This window comes from Nocardioides sp. Iso805N (assembly GCF_000364605.1).
Classification (GTDB): domain Bacteria; phylum Actinomycetota; class Actinomycetes; order Propionibacteriales; family Nocardioidaceae; genus Nocardioides.
Genome location: NZ_KB822591.1, coordinates 15502 through 33354, shown reverse-complemented (window position 1 = coordinate 33354; position 17853 = coordinate 15502). Strand labels below are relative to the sequence as shown.

The following is a 17853-nucleotide window of genomic DNA, read 5'->3' as shown; positions in this document are numbered from 1 at the left end:
GGACCCCGTCACCAAGCTCGTACCTCGCTTGGACGACGCCCGCTCACTCGCATCGCCGCGCGCTCCGCGCTCGGGGCTCGCTCACTCGCATCGCCGCGCGCTCCGCGCTCGGGGCTCGCTCACTCGCATCGCCGCGCGCTCCGCGCTCGGGGCTCGCTCCCTCGCGGACCCCGTCACCAAGCTCGTACCTCGCTTGGACGGCGTCCGCTCACTCGCATCGCCGCGCGCTCCGCGCTCGGGGCTCACTCCCTCGCGGACCCCGTCACCAAGCTCGTACCTCGCTTGGACGGCGCCCGCTCACTCGCATCGCCTAGGATCTGCCCGTGGCAGGCCGGATTCGTGACAAGAGCATCCAAGAGGTGCGCGAGAAGGCACGGATCGACGACGTCATCAGCCAGTACGTCACGCTGCGCAACGCGGGCGGCGGCTCGATGAAGGGGCTGTGCCCCTTCCACGACGAGAAGTCGCCCAGCTTCCAGGTGACCCCGGCGCGGCAGATGTTCTACTGCTTCGGCTGCCAGACCGGCGGCGACGTGATCAGCTTCGTGATGAAGATCGACGGGTTGGGCTTCACCGAGACCGTCGAGCGGCTCGCCGAGAAGTTCGGCGTACCGCTCGAGCGCGAGGAGGGCGACGGTCGCGAGGAGCGGCCCCGCGGGCCGCAGCGCGGCAAGCTGATCGAGGCGCACCGGATCGCCGCCGAGTACTTCGTCGAGCAGCTGCTCACGCCGGCAGCTCTGCCTGCCCGGCAGTTCCTCGCCGAGCGCAGCTTCGACCAGGCCGCCGCTCAGCGCTTCGGGATCGGCTTCGCCCCGACCGACGGAAAGGCGCTGCACAACCACCTGCGTGGCCGCGGCTTCACCGAGGAGGAGCTGGTCGTCGGCGGCCTGACCCGGCACAACGGCTACGACGTCTTCCAGAGCCGGCTGATCTGGCCGATCCGCGAGTCCAGCGGGGACGTGATCGGCTTCGGCGCCCGCAAGCTCTTCGACGACGACCGGATCTCGGGCAAGTACATCAACACCTCCGAGACCCCGATCTACAAGAAGAACACCGTCCTCTACGGCATCGACCTGGCCCGCGAGGGGATGCGCAAGACCGGTCAGGCCGTGGTGGTCGAGGGCTACACCGACGTGATGGCCTGCCACCTCGCCGGGATCACCACCGCCGTGGCCACCTGCGGCACCGCCTTCACCTCCGACCACGGCAAGGTCGTACGTCGGTTCATGGCCGACTTCACCCAGTCCTCCGGCGAGGTCGTCTTCACCTTCGACGGCGACGCGGCCGGTCAGGCGGCGGCGATGAAGGTCTTCAACGGTGACCAGGACTTCACCTCCCAGACCTACGTCGCAGTCGCCCCCGACGGCCTCGACCCGTGCGATCTGCGGATCCAGCAAGGCGACGAGGCGGTGCGTGAGCTGATCGCGGGGCGGCAGCCGCTGTACCGGTTCGTGCTCGGCAACGTGTTGGCCAAGCACGACCTGGATCGGGCCGATGGCCGGGTCGACGCGCTCCGCGAGGGTGCTCGGTTGGTCTCCAGCGTGCGCGACAAGTCGAAGGTGGACGCCTTCGCCCGCGAGCTGGCCTCGATGGTGGGCGTGGATCCGGAGCAGGCCCGCGCGGAGGTACGCCGCGCAGGCGCCCGCGACGCCCGCGGAGGCACCCCCGCTGCGACGACGGGTCGCCGGGACGTCGCGGGCCCTGCCAGCGGCCCGGCAGGCGTCCCTGCCGGCGGACCCACAGGACCAGAGGCGCCGCCGCGGCCGCCCACGCCGGACCTGCGCGATCCGCGCTTCGCGATCGAGCGCGAGACACTGAAGGTGCTCATCCAGCACCCGATGGCCGTGGGCCGGCTCACCGGCGAGATCACCACCGCAGACTTCCAGCATCCTGCCTACCAGCAGGTCTGGGCGCTGATCGCGGCCGCGGGCGGCCCCGGCGCCGGAGCCGGGGACTCGACCTGGGCAGCACGGCTGAGCAGCGCGGCGAGCACACCGCACCTCGCGTCGTTGGTCAGCGCGCTGGCGGTGGAGTTGTTGCCGTCTCGTCGTGAGCCTGACGCCGGCTACGTCACCGAGCACGTCGTGCGGCTGCGGGAAATGTCGCTGCAGCGCCGCATCGCCGACGTGCACAGCCGGTTGCAGCGCACCAACCCGACCGAGGACCCGGAGGGCTACCGCGCGCTCTTCGCTGACCTCGCCGGCCTGGAGCAGCAGCGCCGCTCGCTGCGCGAGCGGGTCGGGACGACCTGAGGCGACGTACGCACGCCCCCGATTTGCAGGTGCCACCGACGACGTTGCTAATGTTCCCCCTGCTGCCGATGCGGTGGCTGATCCCCGATAGCTCAATTGGCAGAGCTTCCGACTGTTAATCGGACGGTTGTTGGTTCGAGTCCAACTCGGGGAGCCAACGCGAAGGGCCCCGGATCTGCGAAACGCAGATCCGGGGCCCTTCTCGCGTGTTCGTGCATCGGCTGACAGGCAGACCTGCGTTGCCGGCATGAAGACCGCCGCCGGATGTACGGCGACCGCTCGGTGGCGCGACTGGGATCAGTACAGACCGCCGTCGACTCGGATCAGCGCACCGGTGGTGTAGGACGACGCGGGGCTGGCGAGGTAGAGGGCTGTCGTCACCACTTCCTCGACCCGCCCGGGTCTGCCGATCGCGCTTCGCGTGCGCTCTCTGGACTCTGCGGACCAGTGCTCGGCGATGTCGGTGAGGAAGGGGCCCGCCGAGAGCGTGTTGACCCGGACATTCGGGCCGAACTCCCGTGCGAAGACCTGGGTGAGCACGTTGAGGGCAGCCTTGGAGCCGGCATAGGGCCCGAACGAGGGCTGCGGCATCAGCGCGCCGCTTGACGACACGTTGATGATCGTGCCGCCGTCGCCTGCTGCCATCCGGCTGCCGATGATGGCGGTGAGGCGGAACGGGCCCTTGAAGTTGACGGCGACCACCTTGTCGAAGAGCTCTTCACTGGTGGCCTCGGAGGAGGGGGCCAGCGGAGACATCCCGGCATTGTTGACCAGGATGTCGACCCGACCGAATGCCTCGTAGCTGGCACTGACCAGCTGATCGAGCTCAGCCCAATGCCCGACGTGGCATCCGACGGCGAGAGAGCGGCGGCCCATGCCGGAGATCTCAGCGGCCACGGCCTCACACGCCTCCTGCTTGCGCGAGGTGATGATCACGTCGGCACCGTGAGCTGCGAAGGCGAGCGCCATCGCCCGGCCCAACCCGCGGCTGCCACCGGTGACGAGCGCGACCTTGCCGGTGAGGTCGAAGGGTCCGTCGGTGCTCACCGGCCGAACTCCGCGAGTGCGGCGGCGTGCTTCTCCCGAGCTGAGGCCAGCCGGGTGGGAACGTGCTCGGTGGGGAAGATGCCGGGAGCTGGTCTGACGTCCTTCAGCAGCTGCTTCGCGATCGTGCCTTGGTGCACCTCGGTCGGCCCGTCTGCCAGTGCCAGCTGCGGCACGCTCGCCCACCAGCCCGCGAGCGGCATCTCGAGGGTGGTGCCGAGGGAGCCGTGCAGGTGCAGGGTGCGCTGGATGATGTCGTGCATCAGTCGCGCCATCGCGACCTTGCACATCGCGATATCGATCCGTGCGGCGCCGTGCGGCGCGTTGTCGATCTTCCACGCGGTGTGCAGGACCAGCAGCCGGAACTGCTGCAGCTCGATCCAGGAGTCGGCGATCGTCTGCTGCACCGACTGCTTGCGGGACAAGGTCTCACCCTGCGTCCGGCGGGACACCGCACGCTCGAGCATCATGTCGAAAGCACGGCTGCATCTGCCGACGGTGCGCATGGCGTGGTGCACGCGACCGCCGCCCAGACGGGCCTGCGCGACCTTGAAGCCCTCGCCGGGCCCGCCGAGCATCGCATCCAGGGGGACCCGTACGTCGTTGTAGCGCACGTATCCGTGGATGCCCTCGTCCAGGTCGTCGCGCTCGCCGAGGACGGCGACGTTCCGGATGATCTCGATGCCCGGAGTCTCAGCCGGGACGACGAGCATGGACATCCGCTCGTGCGGAGCGGCGTCGGGATCGGTCACCGCCATGACGATGAAGAAGGTGGCGTAGCGGGCGTTCGAGGAGAACCACTTCTCACCCTCGATCACCCACTCGTCGCCGTCGCGCCACGCCCGACAGGAGAACTCCTTCGGGTCGGCACCCCCCTGCGGTTCGGTCATCGAGAAGCACGACACGATCTCGCCGTCCAGAAGCGGCTGCAGATATCGCTGCTTCTGCTCCGCTGTGCCGAACATCGCGAGGATCTCGGCATTGCCCGTGTCGGGGGCGGCGGTGCCGAAGACGGTGGGTGCCCAGTAGGACCGGCCGATGATCTCGTTCATCAGCGCGAGCTTGAGCTGGCCGTAGCCCGGGCCGCCGAGCTCCGGGCCCAGGTGGCAGGCCCATAGGCCCTGTTGCCGCACCTGGTCCTGCAAGGGCCGCAGGATCGCTCGCGACGCCTTGTTCTCGACGTCGTACGGATCGCCGCCGTGGGGGAAGAGCAGGTCGAGGGGCTCGCACTCCTCGCGCACGAAGGTGGCCATCCAGTCCAGCTTCGCTTGGAACTCGGGGTCGATCGAGAAGTCCATGAGCTTCCTCCTTGTTGACTTCTGCCATGCTAGAACGGCATTCTGCGAAATGTAAACCACGTACTGGAGGCGTCATGACACAGGCCGAACTCGCGACAGAGCTCGAAGTCCGATTGCGGGAGGACGTCCACCGGTGGCGGCCTGGGGCGGAGCTCGCGGCGCTGGAGCCGCTGACGGGCGGGGCGTCGAGCCTGACCTTCGTCGCCAGCGTCACCGGCGCCGAGGCGGATCGGGTCGTGGTCAAGGTCGCCCCTCCGGGCCTCGCGCCGGTGCGCAATCGAGACGTCCTGCGGCAGGCGCGCCTGATGCGTGCGCTCCACGGCACGGGCGTCCGGGTCCCGCGGGTGCTCTTCGAAGACGGCGGTCAGCCTCCGGCCGTGCCGCCGTACCTGGCGATGGACCTGCTTCCCGGCCAGTGCGTCGAGCCCGTTCTCGAGCCCGTCGCGACCAGGCCCGCACCCGAGGAGGTGCGCTCCCGCTACCTGGAGGCGACCCGCGAGCTGGCGAGGCTGCATGCGCTGCGCCCGGAGAGCATCGGGCTGGGGGACGAGCCGGTTGTCTCGCTCGAGGATGAGATCGAGCGCTGGGTCCGTGCCTTCGCCACCGTCCCCGAAGGCCTGCAGGCCGGCCATGGCGATGCGGCACGGCTGCTGCTGGACAGCTTGCCGGACGCCCTCCCGGCCGTCATCAGTCACGGGGACTACCGGCTGGGCAACCTCCTGTGCCGTGGCGCAGACATCGAGGCGGTCATCGACTGGGAGATCTGGTCGGTCACTGATCCTCGGATCGACGTCACCTGGCTGACCTTCTTCACCGACGAAGCCGCGCACCCCGCGGCGGAGCCTGGCGAGCCGGCCGGCACACCGACGAAGGCCGAGGTGATCGCGTGCTACGAGGAGGCGGCCGGGGCGGAGCTCCCGGACATGCTGTGGTTCGATGCGCTGACCAAGTTCAAGGAGGCGGCGGCAACGGCCTTGCTGCTGAAGCGCGGCCTCCGCGGCGGCCCACTGTCGCCGCCCATGGAGCGGATGGTCAACGGCGTTCCTCGGCTGCTGAGTGAGGTTCGCGAGGCGCTCGGATGATCCTTGTGCCGCCTGCAGGTGGCACGGGCACCGCCCGTCGACGGTGGCAGCACGGCTGTTGCCGCCGCGGAGGGACGCTCGGACTCGGCTGCCCTGCTCAGCGGCTCGAGGTGACGGCCGCAGCGATGAAGCCGACCAGATGGTCCACCTCTCGGCGACTGGGCTTGGTCTCGCGCCAGACGTGATCCTGCAGGATGCCGACGAGGGCGACGGCCGCGACGCTGGCGTCGCTGCTCGGATCGCTCGATCCGAGGTCCTTCAGCGTCGGTGCGAGCAGGTCCGCTAGCGATGCCTGGACCGGGGCGCCATCGCGGCCCGCGCCGGCCAGGTTGAGGATGTTGCGGGCAGCTGCGGCGAGCTCGGGCCGGCTCGCCTGGCTCATCAGCGCCTCGACCGCCGCTCGGAGCCGTCGGTGAGGATCCGCCTCCGCGCTCATCTTGTGCTCGACGTAGGAGGTGACGCGCCGGCCGCCGTCCTCGGCGACGGCCGCGACGAACTCCTGCTTGCTGCCGAAGTAGCGATAGAAGGCCTCGAGCGAGACCCCGGCGACTCTGACGATGTCGGCGACCCTCGGGTTCCCGCCGTCTCCGAAGAGAGTGCGTCCGGCCTCGATCAGACGGCCCACCTCGGCCTCGGCGGCCGACTGGCGCCGCTGGAGACTTCGCTGAACGGCCGCGTCCGCCTTGGAGAGAGTGCCTGGGTCGCTCACGCGGCCAGTCTAGATCCTCAGAATGCTGTTCTGCTGTGAACGGCCCGACGAGAGGCCCGCTGACCTTCCGAGAAGCAGATCAGCGGCCCCACACTCGCCGGCTGGGGGCGACCGGCGGATCAGAAGTACTGCTGACCGCCGTCGACACTGATGTGCTCGGCGGTGATCCACGGTGTCTCGTCCGAGGCCAGGAAGGCGACCACGGCCGAGATCTCCTCGGGCTCGGCCCAGGACTTCTCCAGGAAGGTCGTGCCCATCGTGCCGAGCTTCTCGGTGCCGGCCGAGGCCGCCTCCATGGCGGCCATCATGTTGCCCGATCCCATCGGCGTGTTCACCCCGCCGGGGTGCACGCTGTTGACCCGGATCTTGTGCCGGCCGAGCTCGGCCGCGAAGCCCCGGGTCATGCCGACCAGTGCGTGCTTGCTGGTCGTGTAGTGGATCATCCAGGGCTGGACCTTCTTGCCGGCGTACGAGCTGGTGATGACGATCGAGCCACCGCCGCGCTCGATCAGGTGCGGCGCGGTGGCGGTGATGGTGTTCCAGACGCCCGTGATGTTGATGTCCATGTGGCTGGCCCAGATCCGCGGTGTGGTCGCGTCCCAGGCAGAAGGGATGCAGATCCCGGCGTTGGCGACGACGATGTCGAGGCCGCCGAAGGTGTCGACGGCCTTCTGAGCAAGCGCCTTGAGCGCATCGGCGTCACGGACGTCGCCCTGCGCGGCGATGATCCGGCCGCCGGCCGCCTCGACGAGTCGGACGGTCTCGGCGAGGTCCTCGGGCGTCGCCGGGTCGTAGGGAACGTCGGGGACGGCCTCGCAGATGTCGAGCCCGACGACGTCGGCCCCCTCGGAGGCCAGTCGGACAGCGTGGGCGCGGCCCTGCCCGCGCGCGATGCCGGTGATGAGAGCGACCTTGCCCTCGAGACGTCCAACCATCGGTTCAGCTCCTTCGTCGTGGTTCTCCTGCGCGGCGTCGACGAGATGGCGACGTCACGATTCGGGGCATCAGGCAGCGTGCGCTGTCCGAGCGGAGCGCGCCGAGCCACAGCCCGGCGCCGTAGGACAGGTCGTCGAGCCGGCGCCCGACCCACCCGGTGAGGGGGCCGACGTCGGGCCTGTCGACCGTCACCTGGACGATCGCGTCGACGACCAACGCACTGGCAACGATCCGGCGGGCTCGCGCACTGGCGAGGGAGGCGACGGCGAATGCCGGCCACCAGTGCCTGGTCACCAGGGCCGCCTCCTGCCGCACCGCCCATCCCAGCCCTCTGACCGACATCGTGACAGCGGCGGCGTCGCGACCTGCGACGTCGGGCAGCGCTCGGCGTACTGCGTGGGCTCCCCAGCCGACCGCCGCCGCCGACGTGAGCACCGACCAGGGCCGGCGCAGCAGCACCGCGGCGGCGGCCAGGCCCATGACAGGGGCGAGTACGGCGGGCGCCACCGCGTCACCGTGGCGCTGGGCAAGCACGGCTCCACCGCTGCCGTAGAGGACCTTGCGACCCAGCCAGCCCAGCACCGTCGGTCGTACGTCGTGGAGTGCCTGGTGGCTGGGGTCGTAGCGCACGACGTGGCCGGCGTCGACGAGTCGCCACACGAGGTCGACGTCCTCGCCGACGCGCAGCCCGGCGGCGAAGCCGCCCATCGACCGCAGGACCTCGGTGCGGCCCACCAAGCAGGCCGAAGGCAGCCAGCCGACCGCCGCACCGGGCCGCACCGAGCAGGTCCGGCGGCCCAGGGCCAAGGAGGACGCCGCCGCGTCATAGCGTTCCCACCAACGGGGCCGCACTGAGCGGGCGATGCCCCGGACGAGCGGGCCGACGAGGGCGACGCGCCGATCGGTGAAGTGCATCCCCAGGGCACGGAGCACCGCCGCTGACGCCTCGACGTCGGAGTCGATGAACGCCACGTAGGGCGTCTGCACCCTGCGCAGCCCCTCGTTGCGTGCCGAGGCCGGACCGACGTTCGTCTCCAGGCGCACGACCCGGGCCGTGTGCCGCTGAGCGACGCGCTCGATCGCGACGGCGTCGCGCGACTCGTCGTCCACGACGACGACGTGGAGCCCGCTGAGCGCGGCGAGGCAGCGGTCGAGCTGCTCGGGCCGATCGCGGACCGGCACGACGACGGTCAGGTCGGCCGCGTCGATCGTGCCGTCGAGCTCGGGATCACCCAGGTTGCCGTCCAGCAGCTGCCTGGCCAGCCGCGCCTCGACCTCCGTCGTGACGGTCAGGACCCGGTCGGTCAGCACGGTCTGGACCGGACGAGCCAGCCGTACGGCGCGCAGTGGCGACCCGCCGAGCAGCAGTCGCCCACCCTCGAGCCTGCGTACGTCGTCGCGCAGCCGCACCCGGAAGCCGAGAGGCAGGGTCTGAGGCGAGGTCGCCGTGCCGGCACTCATCCGACGAAGCCACCGTCGGCACTGACCACCGAGCCGTTGAGCACCCGGCCCTCGGGCGAGCAGCAGAACGCGATCATCGCGGCCAGCTCGGCGGGGGAGAGGACGTCGCGCACGAGCTGGTGCTGGGCCAGCTCCTCGGACGTGACGTCGTAGATCTGCGCCGTCGCGGCGAGCATCGCCGTCTGCGTGGACCCCGGCGAGACCGCGACAGCCGTCACGCCGGTGCCGACGAGGTCGGCCGCAAGGCCCCTCACCAGACCGACGACCGCGTGCTTGGCCGCCGTGTAGGCCGATAGGCGGAACAGACCGTGTGCCCCGGCCGCGGAGGCGAGGGCGACGAAGCGGCAGCCGCCGGCGGCGGGGCCGGCCAGCATGGCCGGCACGGCGGCGGAGGCGGTGTTCCACACCCCTCGCACGTCGACCTCCCACAGCAGGTTGAGGTCGGCGGCCGAGCTGGGCGCCCACAACGGCTCTCCGCCTGCCATCACCGCGGCCGCCGCGACGGTCGCATCGAGCCGTCCCCAGCGTTCGACGGCAGCGTCGACCGCTCCCTGGACGGCGGCCGGATCACGGACGTCCGCGATCCAGGGGATCACGTCACCGTCGGCCGTCGCCGTCGCGGAGGCGATGGCCGCGTCCAGGTCGGCCCGGGACGCCATCGGATAGCCCGCGGGCGAGTCGTCTCCGGCGCACCAGTCCAGCGCGACGACGCGATAGCCGTCGGCGCTCAGCCGGCGGACCGTGGCCGCGCCGATTCCGCGTGCGGCTCCGGTCACCAGCGCGACCCGTCGCTCCGTCATCGCCTCTCCTGCGATGCCGCGTGCGGGGGATCGCCGAGCCGATCGAGTGCCGCGGCGACCATCGACGCCAGCAGCACCTCGCCCTCCTCGGCGGAGGCGCCGGTGGGGTCGCCCAGGACGCCGTTGGGCGCGACCGCGGCGACCCCTCCGGCCATCATGGCCGCCATCAGTTCGCCGACCGGGGTGGTGTTGCCGACCTCGGCCCGCGTGAGGTCGACCCGGTCCGGATCGAGGTGGAGCATCAGCGAGGTCTCGGAGCGACCGGCATGGGCGTCCCACGGCAGGCCGTCGGGGGTGCAGCTGATCCATTCGCACGGCACCCAGCCCACCTCGTGCCCCTCGGCGACGAGCTGGGCGACCGATGCGGCGAGTGCCGGGGCATTGCCGCCATGGCCGTTGACGAGCACGACGCGCCCGGCCCAGGTACGCAACGATCGCACCAGCTCCACGATGACGAGTCGGAGCGCCTCAGCGCCGATCGAGACGGTCCCGGCGAACGACTGGTGCTCACCGCTGGACCCGTACATGAGCGACGGCAGCAGCGCCGCGCCCAGGTGGTCGGCGACGCGAGCCCCGACCGCGGAGGCGATCACGGCATCGGTGTCGAAGGGCAGGTGCGGTCCGTGCTGCTCGAAGGAGCCGACCGGCACCACCACCGTCACACCGCGCTGGACGTCGGACCAGGACCGGTCGGCGAGCAGCACGGTGACCTACTCCGCGCCCAGGGCGAGCACGAAGTCCTCGGGGATGAGCAGCTGTTCGGGTGCGAGCTGGTCGATCGAGGACAGGCCCATGCCGAGCAGCGCGGAGTCGATGCCGCCGCGGAGGATGTCGAGGACGTTCTCCACGCCCGTCTGGCCGTTGGCGGCCAGGCCCCAGAGGTAGGCGCGACCGATCATCACGGCGCGGGCTCCGAGCGCGAGCGCCTTGACGACGTCGGACCCGCGGCGTACGCCGCCGTCGAGCAGGACCTCGATCTGGTCGCCGACGGCGTCGGCGATCGGCTTGAGCACCTGGATGGTGGCAGGCGTCCCGTCGAGGTTGTTCCCGCCGTGGTTGCTCACCGAGATCGCGTCGACACCGCAGTCGACGGCACGCTTCGCGTCATCGACGCGGGTCACGCCCTTGAGCATGAACGGCGTGCCCGTCATGGCATGCCACTGCTCTGCCATCCAGGTCACGTCCTGCCAGGACGGTGGCGGGGTGGTCATCCACTCGTAGTAGGCGCCGAAGAAGGTCGGCGCCGGGCCGCCGTTCGGCGGCGCCAGGTTGGGGGCGGTGAGATCGGGGATCTGACCGGTCTTGCCGAAGGTCCACAGCCAGCGCGGGCGGGTGATCACCTTGGGGGCGAAGCGGAGGGCGGCCTTGAAGTCGACCTTCTCGGGGATCTCCGGGCTGCCCCAGTCGCGGCCCATCGAGAAGGACCAGTCGAGGGTGGCGATGAGGGCCTTGGCGCCTGCCTTGTGGGCGCGCTCCATGCGCTGCAGCATGACGTCGCGGTCGCCGGTCCAGTACATCTGGAAGAAGGTGTTGGGGTTGGCCTCGCAGACCTCCTCCACCGACTTGCTGGCGAAGTTGGACAGCCCGATCGCGGTTCCACGTGCGGCAGCTGCCCGCGCGACGGCGACCTCGCCGTCGGGGTGCACGGCCTGTACGCCGGTGGGGCTGATGATCACGGGAAGCGCGATCTCCTGCCCGAGGACCGACGTGTTCATGGTGCGCTCCGGCTGGTGGCCGGCGACGTGGGGTGCGAAGCCGATCCGGGAGAACGCGTCCTGGTTCTGCTGGATCGTCTGGCCACGCTCCGAGCCGGCGACGAGGGCCTTGTAGACCGGGTCGGGCAGCCGCTTGCGGGCGCGCTCCTGCGCGACGGCGACCGACTCGAACCAGGGGTTCTGCTTCCACGGGTTCTCGAACTTCGACGCCATCAGGCGCGTTCCCTTCTCGTGATGGTCAGCAGCACCGGCTCGTTGCGACGCGGGTGCAAGGGGGAGTGGTCGCAGCTCCGCTCGGGCACCGTGCGCTCCCCGGCGAGAGCGGGCTCGCCGTAGCCCTTGACGCACTCGGGGTCGGGGCCGTCCAGCGGCAGGCCGGTGAAGAACTTCGCCGCCATGCAGCCGCCGCGGCAGGCGTCGTAGTGCGAGCACTTGGTGCAGGTGCCCTCGGTGACCGGAGACCGCAGCTCGGCGAAGAGTGAGGACTCCTGCCACACCCGCTTGAAGCCGCCCTCGGCCAGGAGGTTGCCCGCGAGGAACTGGTCGTCGATCGCGAAGGGGCAGGCGTAGACGTCGCCCACCGGGTCGATCAGGCAGACCACGCGGCCGGCGCCGCACAGGTTGAGGCCCGGGAGCGCCTCGCCGTAGGCCGCCAGGTGGAAGAAGGAGTCGCCGGTCAGGATGTTCTCGCCGTTGGCGACCAGCCAGTCGTAGAGGATCCGCTGCTGCTCGGCGGTCGGGTGCAGCTCGTCCCAGACATCGGCACCGCGGCCCGACGGCCGCAGCCGGGTCAGCCGCAGCGTCGCGCCGAAGCGGTCGGCGATCGCCTTGAACTCGTCGAGCTGGCCGATGTTCTCCCGGGTGCACACGACGCTGATCTTCGCGTCGGTGAAGCCGGCGTCCTGGAGGTTCGTCAGCGCCCGCATCGCCATGTCGTACGAGCCCGTGCCGCGCACGTGGTCGTTCACCTCGGGGGTGGCGCCGTCGAGGGAGATCTGTACGTCGACGTAGTCGGTCGAGGCCAGCCACCGGGCCCGGTCCGGGGTGATCTTGAGGCCGTTGGTGGAGAACTTCACGCCGACGTGGTGTGCCACGGCGTACTCGACGATCTCCCAGAAGTCGGCCCGCACGGTGGGCTCGCCTCCGCCGATGTTCACGTAGAACACCTGCATCCGCTCGAGCTCGTCGATCACCGCCTTGCACTGCTCGGTGGACAGCTCGCGGGGGTCGCGGCGGCCGCTGCTGGACAGGCAGTGTGCGCAGCTCAGGTTGCAGGCGTAGGTCAGCTCCCACGTCAGGCAGATCGGGGCGTCCAGACCCAGCTCGAACTGGTCGCGGAGCTGGGCGCTGCCGCGTTGCCGCAGGAAGGACAGCTTGCGGGTGCCGAAGTCGTAGGCGAGGGCACCGAATCGCTCGGGCCGCAGCGCGGTGGTGTCGGGGAGGGACGTGCTTGCGGCGGCGAGTGCCGCCGCAAGCCCGTCCTGCTCCCGGAGGAGCTCGGCGGTCATCAGTAGACGCCGCACATGCCGTCGATCGAGACCTCTTCGATCACGAACTCGTCGACGTCCGTGCCGACCTGGGTGGCGTTCTGCTCCGGTTCCATCGGGATCACCTTTCACTTGGCGTGTGACTGCAGACACAATAATGTCGCGGAGTGCCAAAATGGAAGGGGATAGATTCTGTCGCCGTGACCGATCGCCCATCGCTCCGCGGCAGACCCGCGGCGACGACGCACGCCGAGATCGAGCAGGCGGCCTTCCGGCTCTTCGCCGAGTACGGGTTCGAGGCGACCACGCTCGACATGATCGCCGTGGAGCTCGGGATCAGTCGGCGCACCGTCGCGCGCTATTACCCCTCGAAGAACGACATCGCCTGGGGGCGCTTCGACGAGACGCTCGTGTCCTTCAAGGAGATGCTGGATGCCATGCCGCAGGACCTGCCGCTGTGGCAGGCGGTGCAGCGCGGGGTCCTCGCCTTCAACGCCGTACCCGCGGCCGAGGAGCCGTTCCTTCGTCGGCGGATGCGCCTGATCCTCGGCACTCCGGCGCTCCAGGCCCACTCCACCCTGCGGTACGTCGAGTGGCGCACTGTCGTCGCGGAGTTCGTGGCGCGGCGACGCGGCGTACCCGTCGGGGACCTCGGGGTTCAGACGATCGCCAACGCGAGTCTGAGCATCGCGATGTCGGCCTACGAGGCCTGGCTCGACGACCCTGGCACGCCCCTCGCCGAGCTGCTCGACGAGGCGATGGCGCGGCTCCGCGGCTATCTTGCGGTCACGGGCGACCCGGACTGAGCGGGCGATCCTCGCCGTCGCCGAGCACGAACGTCCCCGTGGTCGAGACGCCATGTCAGAGTGCGGAGGAGAAGCCGCCGTTGACCGGAATCGTCTGTCCTGTGATCCATCCCCCGGCGTCGGAGGCGAGCAGGAGCACCAGGCCGGCGACGTCCTCGGGGACGCCGAAGCGGCGGATCGCGTACGCCGCCAGTTGTCGCGCGTCGGCCGCCGGATCGGCCTCAGCCCCCTGCGTGCCCGAGCGGACGGTGCCGAGGGCGATGGCGTTGGCGGTGATGAGGTGGCGACCGCCCGCCTTCGCGATGGCGCGCATGAAGCCGGCGGCGCCGGCCTTGGCGGCCGAGTAGACGGCCAGCCGGCCTTCGCCGACCCGTCCGGCGTCGGATATCACTGTCACGATGCGGCCGTGGCGGCGCTCGGCCATGCCGGGCAGTGCGGCATGGGTGCAGTTGAGGACGCCCATCAGGTTCACCTCGATGAAGGCCTGCCAGGTGGAGGGGTCCGACTCCCAGAAGGGCGAAGCCATCGATGAGAAGTCGTTGCCCGCGCCCGCGTTGCCCGCGTTGTTGACCAGGATGTCCACCGGCCCGGCTTCGGCGAACATGCGCCGCACGTCGTCGTAGGAGGTGACGTCGGCCGCGATCGGCACCGCCTCGGCACCGGCCGCGACCAGCGCCTCGGCGGTCGCGATGGCACGCGCGCCGCGGACGTCGTTGACGACGACCCGTGCTCCTCGTCCGGCCAGGTGTCGCGCGATGCTCTCGCCCACGCCTTGCCCGGCCCCGGTGACCAGCGCCGTACGCCCGGTGAGGTCCAGGAAGCCCGGCGGCATGAGCTGGCTCATGCCAGTGCGAGCGGGCCGTCGGCGACGACCGTCGTCAGAAGTCCCGGATCCACGCCGAGGTCGGCGGCCTGGGCCTTGCAGGCGGCGACGTCCTTGGCCAGGAACCGCCCGATCTGCGTACCGAAGATCTCCATCGACTCGTGCTGGGCCGCCGCCGTGCTCGCATAGCTGCCGCCGCTGCTGTGCGCGAGCGCGGTGAGAAGCGTCGTCGACTCGATGCCGAGGTCGCGCCCGAGACGGACCGCCTCGGCCACGAGCTGGACGTTCGCCGAGAAGAGCAGGTTGTTGATCAGCTTCGTCGCGAGTGCTGTGCCCAGTCCTCCGGCCGGCAGCACGGAGTCGGCGTAGGCCGAGACGATGCCGGCGACGCGGTCGCGTGGCTCCTCGTCCCCGCCGAGCAGGACCGTGAGCCGACCGTTCCGGATGTCGTCGGCGGTACCGCTGACCGGGGCGTCCACGACGCTGACGCGGCGCTCGGCGCCGGATGCCGCGAGGGACCGGATGAGTGCCACGGTGCCGGTGACGTGGGAGACGAGGGTCGAGCCCGACGACATGGCTGCGATGAGCGCCGGACCGACCTCGCGCAGCTGGTCGTCGGAGAAGACGCAGACGATGACGACGTCACTGTCTCGGGCCACGGTCGTCAGGTCGTCGGTCGAGGTCGCGCCGAGGTCCTCGAGCTGCTGGCGAACGTCGGGTCGCCGGGCATGCACGGTGAGTGCATGCCCGGAGCCCAGGAGGCGTTCGACCATCGGGAGCCCGAGTTGCCCCGGGCCCACGAAGCCGATGTCCGCCATGCTCAGAAGGTCGGAAGCTGCGGGCGCAGCTTCACCTGGCCGCCGGCGTCGACCCGCAGCTGGACGCCGGTGACGTAGCGAGCCTCCTCGGAGAGCAGGAAGAGCACGGCGTTGGCGGCGTCCTCCGGCTCGATGAACGGCACGCCCATGCCGCTCATCGCGGGGAAGGCGCCGATCGCGTCCTCGCGGCTGGGGTTCTCGAGGTCGGGCCGGAACTGCTTGTACATGATCTCGCTGTTGAGCATGGGGGTGTTGCAGTTGGTGGGGTGGATCGCGTTGGCCCGGATGCCCTCGGGGCCGAGGACGACGGCGAGGTCGTTGATGAACGACGCGACCTGCCGCTTGGCGAGGGAGTAGCCGAGACCGCCAGACCCGTTGGAGGGGCTGTCGGTGGCCCCGGGCAGCAGGGCCGCGAGCGAGCCGGTCGCGACGATCGATGCTCCCGACCTCAGGTGCGGCAGCGCCGCCTCGACAGCGTTCACCACGCCCACGAAGTCCACCTGGAGTGCATCGATGAACGGCTGTCCGCCGGTCGTGACCAGCGGACAGATGCCGGCCTGCGCGACGACACCGTCGAGGTGGCCGAGCTCCTTGACCGCGGTGTCCACGATCTGGCTCAGGCTGGAGCGGTCGCGTACGTCGGCGACCGCGGCGTACATCCTGCGACCCTCCTTCTCGACGAGGTTCTTCGTCTCGTCGAGATCGTCGACTCTGGCCATCGCATAGGCGTTCGAGTCGATGTCTGCACAGATGTCGACGCCGATGATGTCGGCGCCCTCCTGGGCCAGGCGAACGGCGTGCGCGCGGCCCTGACCGCGTGCAGCACCGGTGATGAAGACGACGCGGCCGTCCATGCGTCCCATGACGTGCTCCTCTATCGAAGTGACTTAGACCACATATAGCATGTAGTTATATTCGTTTGCTAGGTCGGGCTGTCGGTGGACGTGCCATCCATTCGCTCAGCTTGTAGCGACCATAAGTAAGACTTGCATCGCAGAGTGGCATGCGTCACAATCATGCATCAACGGTTATCTCATTCAACTGAAGGGGGCAGAGTGGCAGACCTGACGTACCGGCTCTTCATCGATGGCCAATGGCAGGACAGCGACGGTCCCTCGACCTTGGAGGTGCTCAACCCCGCCACCGAGGAGATCGTGGGGGTGGTGCCCGAGGCCACCCGCTCAGATGTCCAGCGAGCGATCCGCGCCGCGCGTGCCGCGTTCGACGACGGCCCGTGGCCGCGGATGAGTGCCCGCGAGCGCTCGGTGATCATGCTCAGGATGGCCGATGCGATGGAGCGGCGCGCCGAGGAGATCAAGGCGCTGAGCGCAGCCGAGGCCGGCTCGGTCAGGTGGCTCCAGGACAGCATCCAGGTCACCCTGCCGATCCAGCACTTCAGGGACATGGCCGAGCGCATTCTGCCGAGCTACAAGTTCGAGCGGGCCGCCGAGAGCACCACCGTTGGCCTCCTCACCGCCGGAGTCATCCGCCGCGAGGCGTACGGCGTCGCAGCGCTCATCTCGGCGTACAACTTCCCGTTCTTCCTCAACATCATGAAGCTGGCTCCGGCCCTCGCCGCCGGCTGCACTGTGGTTCTCAAGCCCGCGCCGACCACGCCGCTCGAGGCCTTCTTCCTTGGCGAGATCGCCGAGGAGGCGGGGCTGCCCGCAGGTGTGCTCAACATCGTCACCGGCGACGTCGAGGCCGGCCAGGAGCTCACCACTCATCCCGACGTCGACCTGATCAGCTTCACCGGCTCGGACACGGTCGGCCGCCTCGTCTACGGCCAGGCGGCGCCGACGCTCAAGAAGGTCGTGCTCGAGCTCGGCGGCAAGTCCGCCAACATCATCCTCGACGACGCTGACCTTGCCGGTGTCGTGCAGAGCGTGGTCGGCAACATGGTCACCCACGCCGGCCAGGGCTGCGCGCTGCTCACCCGCACGTTGGTGCACGAGTCGAAGTACGACGAGCTGGTCGGAATGGTGAAGTACGGGCTCGACCAGGTGAAGGTGGGCGACCCGTCCGACCCGACGGTGATGATGGGCCCGCTGATCTCCGCCGCCCAGCGCGACAAGGTCGAGGCACTCATCAAGGCCGGCTTGGACGAGGGCGCCCAGCTCGCCTACGGCGGTGGCCGACCCCACGGCCTGGAGAAGGGCTTCTTCGTCGAGCCGACGCTGTTCGTGGGCGTCGAGAACACCATGACGATCGCGCAGAAGGAGTTCTTCGGTCCCGTCGGGGTGATCATCCCGTTCAAGGACGACCAGGACGCCGTGCGTCTGGCCAACGAGAGCGACTTCGGCCTCGGCGGCGGCGTGTGGTCGGGCGATCCCGCGCGGGCCTACGCGGTCGCGACCCAGATCCGGACCGGCTTCATCAGCATCAACGGTGGCGGGTCCGGCGTCACGCCGTTCCAGCCGTTCGGCGGTTACAAGCAGAGCGGGCTGGGGCGCGAGTGGGGCGAGTTCGGCCTCGAGGAATATCTGCAGACCAAGTCGATCGCTTGGAATGCTCGCTGATGAAGATCGTCATCGGCCAAGGCACGTGCGCCGGACATGCCGGCTGCTTCACCACATCCCCCGACCTGTTCGTGCTCGACGACAGCGGCTAGATCGCCTTCGC

Annotated in this window: 17 protein-coding genes and 1 tRNA gene; 5 read left to right on the top strand and 13 right to left on the bottom strand. The window is 69.9% G+C overall.

Annotation, left to right across the window (positions count from 1 at the left end):
* Positions 1-323 precede the first annotated feature (323 nt).
* Together dnaG and H036_RS0120885 are read left to right on the top strand one after the other, a co-directional pair.
* Entirely contained in the window at positions 324-2252 is a 1929-nt protein-coding gene (gene dnaG, locus H036_RS0120890) for a DNA primase (protein ID WP_017936761.1), read from the top strand.
* An 81-nt stretch (positions 2253-2333) separates the two neighbouring features.
* Positions 2334-2409 (top strand) — tRNA-Asn (locus tag H036_RS0120885).
* Positions 2410-2549: 140 nt separating this feature from the next.
* Here H036_RS0120885 and H036_RS0120880 read toward each other — a convergent pair.
* Both H036_RS0120880 and H036_RS0120875 read right to left on the bottom strand, forming a co-directional pair.
* On the bottom strand, positions 2550-3299 hold the full coding sequence (locus H036_RS0120880; protein WP_017936760.1) for an SDR family NAD(P)-dependent oxidoreductase: 750 nt from the start codon (positions 3297-3299) through the stop codon (positions 2550-2552).
* On the bottom strand, positions 3296-4594 hold the full coding sequence (locus tag H036_RS0120875; RefSeq protein ID WP_017936759.1) for an acyl-CoA dehydrogenase family protein: 1299 nt from the start codon (positions 4592-4594) through the stop codon (positions 3296-3298). Before H036_RS0120875 ends, H036_RS0120880 begins: the two co-directional genes overlap by 4 nt.
* Before the next feature lie 74 nt (positions 4595-4668).
* On the opposite strand from H036_RS0120875, the gene H036_RS0120870 reads away from it, so the two are divergent.
* Positions 4669-5676, top strand: a complete 1008-nt coding sequence (locus H036_RS0120870) for a phosphotransferase family protein (RefSeq protein WP_017936758.1) — start codon at positions 4669-4671, stop codon at positions 5674-5676.
* A gap of 97 nt (positions 5677-5773) precedes the next feature.
* Here H036_RS0120870 and H036_RS0120865 read toward each other — a convergent pair whose 3' ends face one another.
* From H036_RS0120865 to mftA, 8 genes are all read right to left on the bottom strand, one after another.
* Positions 5774-6385 (bottom strand): TetR/AcrR family transcriptional regulator, encoded by a 612-nt coding sequence (locus tag H036_RS0120865; RefSeq protein ID WP_017936757.1) that lies wholly within the window; start codon positions 6383-6385, stop codon positions 5774-5776.
* Positions 6386-6504: 119 nt separating this feature from the next.
* Positions 6505-7320 carry a mycofactocin-coupled SDR family oxidoreductase gene (locus H036_RS0120860; protein ID WP_017936756.1) on the bottom strand — a complete coding sequence of 272 codons (816 nt, stop codon included), beginning with the start codon at positions 7318-7320 and terminating at the stop codon, positions 6505-6507.
* Between the two features lie 4 nt (positions 7321-7324).
* Positions 7325-8782 (bottom strand): mycofactocin biosynthesis glycosyltransferase MftF, encoded by a 1458-nt coding sequence (mftF, locus tag H036_RS0120855; RefSeq protein WP_017936755.1) that lies wholly within the window; start codon positions 8780-8782, stop codon positions 7325-7327.
* Positions 8779-9582 (bottom strand): mycofactocin-coupled SDR family oxidoreductase, encoded by an 804-nt coding sequence (locus H036_RS0120850; protein WP_017936754.1) that lies wholly within the window; start codon positions 9580-9582, stop codon positions 8779-8781. Before H036_RS0120850 ends, mftF begins: the two co-directional genes overlap by 4 nt.
* On the bottom strand, positions 9579-10286 hold the full coding sequence (gene mftE, locus H036_RS24005; protein ID WP_017936753.1) for a mycofactocin biosynthesis peptidyl-dipeptidase MftE: 708 nt from the start codon (positions 10284-10286) through the stop codon (positions 9579-9581). The genes H036_RS0120850 and mftE overlap by 4 nt, the downstream gene beginning before the upstream one ends.
* 6 nt (positions 10287-10292) lie before the next feature.
* A complete protein-coding gene (mftD, locus tag H036_RS0120840; RefSeq protein WP_017936752.1) occupies positions 10293-11510 on the bottom strand; it encodes a pre-mycofactocin synthase MftD in 1218 nt (405 codons plus the stop codon).
* Positions 11510-12805: a mycofactocin radical SAM maturase gene (mftC, locus tag H036_RS24000; protein WP_017936751.1), complete on the bottom strand. Its 1296-nt coding sequence runs from the start codon at positions 12803-12805 to the stop codon at positions 11510-11512. The genes mftD and mftC overlap by 1 nt, the downstream gene beginning before the upstream one ends.
* Entirely contained in the window at positions 12805-12900 is a 96-nt protein-coding gene (gene mftA / locus H036_RS25075; protein WP_017936750.1) for a mycofactocin precursor MftA, read from the bottom strand. The genes mftC and mftA overlap by 1 nt, the downstream gene beginning before the upstream one ends.
* An 84-nt stretch (positions 12901-12984) precedes the next feature.
* Here mftA and mftR point away from each other — a divergent pair, with 84 nt between their 5' ends.
* The gene (mftR, locus tag H036_RS0120825; protein WP_017936749.1) at positions 12985-13590 is read left to right on the top strand and encodes a mycofactocin system transcriptional regulator; all 606 of its coding nucleotides are present in this window, start codon (positions 12985-12987) and stop codon (positions 13588-13590) included.
* A 55-nt stretch (positions 13591-13645) separates the two neighbouring features.
* Here mftR and H036_RS0120820 read toward each other — a convergent pair whose 3' ends face one another.
* The 3 genes from H036_RS0120820 to H036_RS0120810 are packed head-to-tail and all read right to left on the bottom strand — an operon-like array spanning position 13646 to position 16094.
* The gene (locus tag H036_RS0120820; protein ID WP_017936748.1) at positions 13646-14434 is read right to left on the bottom strand and encodes an SDR family NAD(P)-dependent oxidoreductase; all 789 of its coding nucleotides are present in this window, start codon (positions 14432-14434) and stop codon (positions 13646-13648) included.
* Entirely contained in the window at positions 14431-15231 is an 801-nt protein-coding gene (locus tag H036_RS0120815; protein WP_017936747.1) for an NAD(P)-dependent oxidoreductase, read from the bottom strand. The genes H036_RS0120820 and H036_RS0120815 overlap by 4 nt, the downstream gene beginning before the upstream one ends.
* 2 nt (positions 15232-15233) lie before the next feature.
* Positions 15234-16094: a mycofactocin-coupled SDR family oxidoreductase gene (locus tag H036_RS0120810; RefSeq protein ID WP_017936746.1), complete on the bottom strand. Its 861-nt coding sequence runs from the start codon at positions 16092-16094 to the stop codon at positions 15234-15236.
* A 192-nt stretch (positions 16095-16286) separates the two neighbouring features.
* Here H036_RS0120810 and H036_RS0120805 point away from each other — a divergent pair, with 192 nt between their 5' ends.
* Positions 16287-17750: an aldehyde dehydrogenase family protein gene (locus tag H036_RS0120805; protein WP_017936745.1), complete on the top strand. Its 1464-nt coding sequence runs from the start codon at positions 16287-16289 to the stop codon at positions 17748-17750.
* Positions 17751-17853: the final 103 nt, after the last annotated feature.

Bases quoted from the DNA above. Each gene is read 5' to 3' on its own strand.
- H036_RS0120875 (WP_017936759.1), bottom strand. From the start codon at position 4,594: ATGGACTTCTCGATCGACCCCGAGTTCCAAGCGAAGCTGGACTGGATG.
- H036_RS0120870 (WP_017936758.1), top strand. From the start codon at position 4,669: ATGACACAGGCCGAACTCGCGACAGAGCTCGAAGTCCGATTGCGGGAG.
- H036_RS0120860 (WP_017936756.1), bottom strand. From the start codon at position 7,320: ATGGTTGGACGTCTCGAGGGCAAGGTCGCTCTCATCACCGGCATCGCG.
- mftF (WP_017936755.1), bottom strand. From the start codon at position 8,782: ATGAGTGCCGGCACGGCGACCTCGCCTCAGACCCTGCCTCTCGGCTTC.
- H036_RS0120850 (WP_017936754.1), bottom strand. From the start codon at position 9,582: ATGACGGAGCGACGGGTCGCGCTGGTGACCGGAGCCGCACGCGGAATC.
- mftD (WP_017936752.1), bottom strand. From the start codon at position 11,510: ATGGCGTCGAAGTTCGAGAACCCGTGGAAGCAGAACCCCTGGTTCGAG.
- mftC (WP_017936751.1), bottom strand. From the start codon at position 12,805: ATGACCGCCGAGCTCCTCCGGGAGCAGGACGGGCTTGCGGCGGCACTC.
- mftA (WP_017936750.1), bottom strand. From the start codon at position 12,900: ATGGAACCGGAGCAGAACGCCACCCAGGTCGGCACGGACGTCGACGAG.
- H036_RS0120820 (WP_017936748.1), bottom strand. From the start codon at position 14,434: ATGAGCCAGCTCATGCCGCCGGGCTTCCTGGACCTCACCGGGCGTACG.
- H036_RS0120815 (WP_017936747.1), bottom strand. From the start codon at position 15,231: ATGGCGGACATCGGCTTCGTGGGCCCGGGGCAACTCGGGCTCCCGATG.
- H036_RS0120810 (WP_017936746.1), bottom strand. From the start codon at position 16,094: ATGGGACGCATGGACGGCCGCGTCGTCTTCATCACCGGTGCTGCACGC.